Source organism: Calidithermus chliarophilus DSM 9957, from assembly GCF_000430045.1.
Taxonomy (GTDB): Bacteria; Deinococcota; Deinococci; order Deinococcales; family Thermaceae; genus Calidithermus; species Calidithermus chliarophilus.
The window spans coordinates 2,082,277-2,089,862 of record NZ_KE387023.1 but is presented as its reverse complement, the minus strand read 5'-3'; the positions used below and the strand labels follow the sequence as shown (position 1 = coordinate 2,089,862).

5 protein-coding genes and 1 pseudogene are annotated in these 7,586 nt (G+C 69.1%); 2 read left to right on the top strand and 4 right to left on the bottom strand.

Annotated elements, in window-relative coordinates:
* A pseudogene (locus MEICH_RS24550) lies at positions 1-427 on the top strand (IS701 family transposase); the annotation flags it as partial.
* A 221-nt stretch (positions 428-648) separates the two neighbouring features.
* The gene (locus MEICH_RS0110250; RefSeq protein WP_027892540.1) at positions 649-1,203 is read left to right on the top strand and encodes a hypothetical protein; all 555 of its coding nucleotides are present in this window, start codon (positions 649-651) and stop codon (positions 1,201-1,203) included.
* Here the strand turns inward: MEICH_RS0110250 and purD are convergent.
* The 4 genes from purD to MEICH_RS24540 all read right to left on the bottom strand — a co-directional run bounded on the left by purD (position 1,195) and on the right by MEICH_RS24540 (position 7,355).
* Positions 1,195-2,433 carry a phosphoribosylamine--glycine ligase gene (gene purD, locus MEICH_RS0110245; protein WP_027892539.1) on the bottom strand — a complete coding sequence of 413 codons (1,239 nt, stop codon included), beginning with the start codon at positions 2,431-2,433 and terminating at the stop codon, positions 1,195-1,197. The two genes, MEICH_RS0110250 and purD, sit on opposite strands and share 9 nt — an antisense overlap.
* Positions 2,434-2,649: 216 nt before the next feature.
* Positions 2,650-4,530, bottom strand: a complete 1,881-nt coding sequence (locus MEICH_RS29685) for a hypothetical protein (protein WP_174422435.1) — start codon at positions 4,528-4,530, stop codon at positions 2,650-2,652.
* Positions 4,531-4,607: 77 nt separating this feature from the next.
* The gene (locus tag MEICH_RS0110235; protein WP_027892538.1) at positions 4,608-5,114 is read right to left on the bottom strand and encodes a hypothetical protein; all 507 of its coding nucleotides are present in this window, start codon (positions 5,112-5,114) and stop codon (positions 4,608-4,610) included.
* A gap of 63 nt (positions 5,115-5,177) precedes the next feature.
* Entirely contained in the window at positions 5,178-7,355 is a 2,178-nt protein-coding gene (locus tag MEICH_RS24540) for an ATP-binding protein (protein ID WP_051304090.1), read from the bottom strand.
* Positions 7,356-7,586 lie beyond the last annotated feature (231 nt).

Genomic DNA, 7,586 nt, shown 5'->3' with positions numbered 1-7,586 from the left:
GGGGAACCTGCCGGTGAGCGAAGTGGCGATACCCCCGGAAGGGCGGGTGGTGCACCTGAAGGGCTTTGGGTTCGTCAAGGTGTTCAAGGTGTTCCGAACGCTCTCCAAGGACGGGGAGGCGGAGTACTGGGCCACGAACCATCTGGGGATGAGCGAAGAGAAGCGGGCGGAGTTAGAGCGGCAGGGATGGGGCATAGAGGTTTACCATCGGGGGCTCAAGCAGTGCTGTGGGGTGGAGCGGGCCCAGGTGAGGAAGGCGGTCTCCATCCTGCGGCACCTCCTCCTGGCTTTGCGGGCCTTCCTCCGGCTGGAGGTCTACCGGCTGCGCAGGGGGGTGAGCTGGTACGAGGCCAAGGCGTCCATTGTTCGCGAGGCAATACGAAGTTATCTCGCCCATCCCCTCCACATCCTTCAGCCAACTGCGTAAGTCCTAACCGGATTCAAAAAGATAATCACCCAGACCAAGGACTCCCAGAAGCTATCTTTTTGAGTCCCAGAGCACACCCCTCCCTGGCGGTCGGCGAAGCAAGCGTATCCCTTCCAAGGGGCGCTACCGCCCTCCGCCACGCGGATAACTTCGGTCGGGTTAGTTGGCCGCCGTTCGGTGACGAACTAACCGAATCTGGTATGAAGTAAGCGGAGCAACCCATGCGCCTGAGCCCCCAGAACCTGGTCTTCGACTTCGACGGCTGGAAGCTGTGCGGCGTGCCCATTGGCAGCCCGGCGAGCCGCTTCGACTTCCTCGGCCCGGAGGACACCCCTCCCGAAGAGGTCACCCTCGAGCCCGGCTTCCTCGGGCGCCTGCTGGGCCACCGGCCCAGGAAGGAGCTGCGCGACGACGAGGCCCTGGTGTACCGCGAGCTCGGGCTGTACCTCGAGTGCGACGGCGGGACGGTGTGCCAGTTCATCTTTCACATCCAGCCGGACCCATACCTGCAAATGCAGCCCTACCCCGGGCGCTTCGTCAACGGCGAGCAAGAGGTGGGCCTCTCCGCCCGGAGCACCTACGACGACGTGCTCGCCCTCTTCCCCGGCGGGGAGGGCCTCGAGGTCGAAGCGGAAGACAGCTACATCGAGTGCGTCAGCGGGGACTACGTGCTGACCTTCTGGTTCGACGAAGGGCGGCGGCTCGAGTCCGTCGAGGCGCTCTACGACAACACCCGCGAGGCGCTCGACGAAGGCTGGAACCCCGCGTCAGAGTAGCTTCTTCCCGATATCCCGCCGGAACTGCGCCTGGGGGAAGTCCACGGCGGCCACGCCGCGGTAGGCGTAGTCCAGGGCCTCGCGCAGGTCGGCGCCCAAGCCCACCACGTTGAGCACCCGGCCGCCGTTGGCGAGGAGCTGGCCTTCGGCCTGCCGGGTCCCGGCGTGGAAGTAGAGCACCTGGCTGGGCACCTGCTCGGGCAGGTGCAGGGGGATGCCCTTGCGGGGGTCTTCGGGGTAGCCGGGGGCGGCCATCACCACGCAGGCCGAGGCGCCGCCGTGCCAGCGCAGCTCGAGCTCGTGCAGGCGGCCTTCGGTCACGGCCAGGGCCAGCTCGACGAGGTCGGTCTCGAGCAGCGGCAGGATGGCCTGGGCCTCGGGGTCGCCGAAGCGGGCGTTGAACTCGAGCACCCGGATGCCGCCGGGCGTCAGCATCAGCCCGGCGTAGACCACGCCCTTGTAGACCACGCCCTCCGAACGCAGCCCGGCGACGAGGGGCTCGAGCACGCGCTGCTGCACCTCGCGCAGGGTCTCGGGCGGGAGGGGGTAGGGGCAGACGGCGCCCATGCCGCCGGTCATGGGCCCCTGGTCGCCGTCGCGCAGGCGTTTGTGGTCCTGCGAGGGCAGCAGGGGAACGATGGTCCGTCCGTCGGTCACGGCCAGCACGGTGACCTCGGGGCCGGTGAGGAACTCCTCGATCACCACCTCGCCGGTCTCGGGGCCGGAGAGGATGTTGGTGACGGCCTGCTTGGCCTGCTGGAGCGCGCCGGCCACGGTCACGCCCTTCCCCGCCGCCAGGCCCGAGTCCTTGACCACGATGGGGGCGCCCACGCGCTCGAGGTACTCCAGCGCCTCGATGGGGTCGCTGAAGGTGCGGTAGGAGGCGGTGGGGATGCCGTAGCGCTCCATCAGCCCCTTGGCGAAGGCCTTGGAACCTTCGATCATCGCCGCCTGCTGGCGGGGCCCGAACACCTTGACGCCGCGCTCCTCGAGCCGGTCGGCCAGCCCCTCCACCAGCGGGGCCTCGGGGCCCACGATCACCAGGTCGATGGCGTTGCGCTCGGCCCACTCGGCCAGTTCCCGAACGTCGGTAATGGGCACCAGCTCGGCCAATTCGGCCATGCCCGGGTTGCCCGGCGCGGCGTAGAGCTTGGAGACGAGGGGCGACTGGGCCGCCTTCCAGACCAGGGCGTGTTCGCGCCCACCTGAGCCCACCACGAGAACTTTCACGCCGCCATTCTAAACGGCCCGGCGAGGGAAGGTTGCCCCGCTTACAAAAGACTCCCTGCAGAAGCCGCTGGCGGCTGACGGTCGATAGTTGCGTCAAGCACGGCCGCTCGAGGCGGCTTGCCGGCGTTTCCGCAGGAGATCTAAAGGATTGGGGAGACAACGGGTGCGAGGCTTATTTACCGCCACCTAGGGAGGGTGGCGGCCTGGCTCAAGGACTTACCTACGCTCGAACCGGAACTCCCACCTCGAGGGATCACTGAAGGTGTAGGTGTCACCCAGCTTCTGCAGACGGCTGAGGTCTACCACAAAAGAAATCCCACTCCGGCCTGTGTATCCGGGATCGGTGTACGGAATGCAGTTGTTGTCACTCCGGATGTACAGGGTGGCGGGCGGCACGGATGCGATTCCGGTGAGTTCGAAGTAGTAATCCTTTTCTGTCGCCCCGAAGAACCTCCAGGAATCGAGGGTGAGATGCTCATAATCCCCACCCAGTTGGAAGCTGCACACCCCATGCTCTAGATCTTCCCCGAGCCGGGGGTTGGCTTCCGTGGAGGGAGCGTTCTGAATGCCGCTCACCGAGGAGCCCTGGCCGCCGGGTACAGGGGAAAGCCATAGGTCCGCCTCGAAACGGTCCTGCACATCGGCGATGATCCCGGCTGTCTGGATGAGGTGGCCCGCCCAATTGAAGGAAGCGGTAGCGTGTACTAGCACCCCACAAACCTCGGCCTGCGCCCCTACAGCCCGGGAAACGCCGGGCTCGCAGGGATCTTTCCAGTCCACCACGTTGAAGCTGAAGGTGTAGGCGAAGCCGAAGCCGATGCGGAAGGCCATCTCGGCGGGCAGGCTGAGCACCCCGCCCGCGGCATCGATGAGGTCTTGCACGACGTCGGCGGTCTTCAGGCTGACCTTCACGTGCAGCTTGCCGGGCCGGTCCCACCTCTCGGCGTCGGCGGGCAGGTTGCGCTTCTGCCGGACGCCCTCGATGGCGATGACATCCTTCCCTTCCCCGTCGGTGCGACGGTCAATGGGCCAATTGCCTTCAGCTTCGTCGAACTTGATGTAGCCAAGCCCTCTGGAGGTGGTCCCGCCCTGGAGAATCAGCCAATCTACCCCGGCGTTCTTGATGGGGCCGTCGTTCCAAAGGCTGAAGTCCAGCCCCGCCCCGTTGAAGAGGATGCGCAGACAGTTGACCATCTGCGCGTTGCCCAGGTCCAGGCGGAATTTCGCCGTCACCTTGCGCAGCTCGCCGTCGGCTGCCGCGCTCTTGGTGCGCACGAGTTCCGGCCCGTCCATGCTGATCTCGCCCTTGAAGGCCGCCCAGCTCCAGACCAGCTTGACCGCGCTCAGCGCGGCGTTGACCCAAGCCACCACCTTGGCGTACTTCTCGGCCCCTTTGAGGCCCTTGCCGCTCAGGTAGTCCAGCATCTGGCCGAAGCCGATCGAGGAGGCCGCGGCGGCAGCGTCGAGGATCAGGGCCTGGGTCTCGGTGAGGGTGCAGGGCGGTTGGCTCGCGGTTTTCGGCGCTGGGAGCCGGGCGCCACCGGAAGAGGGCTGGACGAAGAGCCAGACGTCGGCGGTGAGGCGGTAGACGATCAGCCCGAGTTGCACCGGGTCCAGGCTCACCGCGGTGGGGTCCAGCGCGGGGTCCAGGAGGTCGTAGGGAAGGGCGGCCTGGCGGCCTAGCTCGGTGATGAACTGCGCCCAGAAGCGCTTTTCGGGCTGCGGGCTTTGGGCTGCTTCGCGAAGGTCCGCGGCGATCGTGGCGGCGAGTTGGGGGGCCTCGAGTTCGGGAAAGCCCAAGGCCAGGGCCGCGGCGAAGTCGGGGAGCGTCGCGGAACCCCCGTTGGCGAGCGAAGCCAGCATGGCCCCCAGGTCCCAGGCCTCGAAGACCAGGCCCTGTGCGGGCTCGGCCGGCTCCACCGGCCCCCCTCCCGACGCGCGCACGGCGAAGCCCGACAGCCGCAGGGCCTGCTCGAGCGCCGCCTGAGCCCCGGCTCCCCCCGCCAGCACCTGCTCGGCCAGGCTCCGCGGGTCGTCGGCAGGGGGCTTGTTGCCCGGCCCGCTGCACGAGCCCAGCAGAGCCCAAAGAACGGCCACAAACAACCACCGAGCGACTCCGTGAGGTTTGCCTCCCATACTCATTCCCCGCCTCGAGGCCACCCCACGTCCCGCTGCTACTCCCGGTAATAGACGTCGAGCGTTCCGTCAGGAAGCACCATCACCAGCCGAACGTCGCCCACGTAGGGATCCTTCTCGACCCTCCACGGGAACGACCTGGGGCGGCCAGCCTTGGGGGAGATCGTCAACCGGTTCGCCTCGGCGGTGAACGTTCCTTCCTCCCTCACCAGGACGTTCTGCTGCAGGCTCCCCGTATTTCGCGACGTGAACACGAACTCGTACGAGCCGTCCGGCTTGAAGTGATAGCGCTTCCTCGAGGTGAGGACGGGCCCGGTATCGTCCTGAACCCACACGCCCAATAGAGCCGTAGCCATTACCGACCTCCCCGAGGGGCTCGTCACAGGTCTGGCGTCTTTCCTGGAAGTCGGAAACTCCAAACGGGCCCGGCCGTGCCCTTCGAGCCCCGCAACCTGCGCCCGACCGGGCGCGGGGCTGAGAAGCGCTCCGCCCACGATAGACAGCCCGATAAGCAGGAACCGCCAGACGCGCCGGTGGTCGAGCATGAGGTAAGGGTACGAAAGGGTGGATGACCGGAGGATGACCCATCAAGGCTAGGGGTGCCAGGCTCAGGAGGGCCCCTCGTCCTGGGGATTCCAGGCAAAGCCGGCCTCGAGGAGGCTTCTGCGGTCGGCAGGGCCCAGGGCTCCGGGGGGAATCCGCGCCAGGAGGGCGTGCGCCGCCGTTTCTCCGAGCCGTGAGCCCGCCACCGCCACCTGGGCCAGGGCCCGCGGGGCCCCTTCCAGGCCCTCGGCCAGGGGCAGGGCCCCGGCCAGGGCTCGGCGGGCAGCCTCCTCCCGGCCCAAAGCCAGGAGGGCCTGGCTGGTGTAGGCCAGGCCCAAAACGGCGTAGGCCGGGCCTAAGCGCTCGCCAGGGCACTCCTCCAGGAGTTCCAAAGCCGCCTGGGGCTCCCGGGCCTCCAGGTAGGCCCGGGCCAGCACCAGGGCCAGGTACTCGCTCACGTCGAAGGGCCCCAGGGCCCGCGCGGCCTGGGCCAGCTCCCGGTGGGCCAGGGGCTCCCCCCGCTCCACGTCGGCCCCCACCAGGAAGGCCGCCACCAGGACCCGCCAGTAGGGGTCCTGCTCCAGAGCCAGGCGGTGGGCCTCCTCGAGGAGGGGATAGGCCTCGGCGAAGCGGCCCCGGTGGGCGTGCAGAGCCCCCAGGTAGGCGAAGACGCGGATGCGGCGGCGGGGGTCGGGGTGGTCGCGGGCGAGTTCGGGCTCCAGCAGGCGCGCCGCCTCGGCGGCCCGGCCCACCCCCCACAAAGCGGCGGCGTAGGCGGTGAGGGTCAGGTGGGTGAGCTCTTCGTCCCCGAGTTCCTGGGCCAGGAGGTAAGCCTCGTGGGCGTATTCCACCGCCCTCGAGTGGTCGCCGATGGCCAGGTACGTGCGGGTTCGCAGGGCCTCCACCCGGACCCTGAGGGGGGTGGGGCTTTCGAGCAAGGTCTCCAGCAGGGCTTCGGCCTCGCGGTAACGCCGCTGCTCGCGGTAGATATCGGCCATCAGGAGGCGGGTCTCGGCCCGCGTGGCCTCCTCCTGGCCGTAAGCCAGGGCTTTTTCCAGCATGGCCAGGGCCTCGGCGTGGAGCGCGCGCGCCTGGTAGTCCCGGCCGGCGGCCAGCCAGCAGCGGGCCGCCGCTTCCTCCCGGCCGGCCAAAAGCCAGTGCTGGGCGATGCGGGCGGGGTGGGCGCCGGTCTGCTCGAGCGCCTGGGCTACCTGGCGGTGCAGGTGGGCCTGGACGGGGGCAGGGATGCCTTCCCTAACGGTCTCCAGGAGCAGGTCGTGGGCGAAGCGGCCCTCGCGCAGGACCTGGGCGGCCTCGAGCTCGGCCCAGGGCCCGGCCAGGTCCAGAGGACGGCTCTGCAGGATCCCAGCGGCCAGCTCCAGGGTCAGGCTATCCCCGGCGATGGCCGCGGCCTGGGCCAGGCGCAGGGCAGCGGCGGAGAGGCCCTGGAGGCGGCGGGCGATCAGCCCCTTGACCCGCTCGGGTACGGGGAAGTAAAGCCGCCCCTCGGGCACCCCGCCGGCCTCCCAGAAGGCCCGCAGGGTCTCGAGGACGAAGAAGGGGTTGCCCCCGGTGCGCTGCCAGAGCTGCGGGGCCAGCCGCGCGGGCTCGAGGCCGGGGAGGCCCAGCGAGGCCAGAAGCGCCTCCACCCCCGCCGGCGCGAGGGGCTCGAGCCCGACCCGGGCCGCCAGGCCCGCCTCCACCAGCCGGTCGATGCCGGCCTCGGCCTCCGCCGTCAGCTCCCCCCTGCGGTAGGCGTTGAGGCTGCGCGGCACCCCGGGCGGGGTGGGCACGAGCTGAGAGACCAGGTACCCCCCGGCCTCGGCGCTCGCGGGGTCGACGTACTGCAGGTCGTCCACCACCAGCGCCTCCACGTGTTTCCCCAGCCCCCGGAGGATCTCGGCCATGGCCGCGAAGAGGCGGAGCCGGTCGGCGGGGTCCCCCCAGGGCGGCGGGGCCTCGGGGAAGAGCCCGGGCAAGATGCGGGAGAGCTCCTGCCGGGCCCAGGGGGGCAGGCGGATCCCGGGGTAGCGCTGGAAGAGCTCCCGCCAGGCCCGGGAATAGAAGGCTAAAGGGGTGCCCTGGTCCCCCGGCCGGCCTGAAACCCACGCGTAAGGACCTTTGCTGGCCACGAAGTCCTGTAAGAGCCGGCTCTTGCCCACCCCCGGCTCCCCGGTGACGAACACCGCCTTCCCCGCCTCCCAGGCCTCCTCCAGGGCCTGCCAGGCTTGCTCGCGCCCCACCAGGACGGGCGGGCGCAGGAGGGCGAGGGGTACTACCCTTTCCTGTTGTATCCTTCGTTTATGACCGTAGCCGACCATCTAACCTTGAGCGAGCTATGGCGGAGGGTCAAGAAGGCCAAGGATCCGATAGAAAGGACCCGCTTCCTGGCGGTCTACCACGCCAAGCGGGGGCTCACCGCCAAGGAGATCGCCAGGATCACCTTGAACAGCTCCCGCTGGGTGCAGGCAACG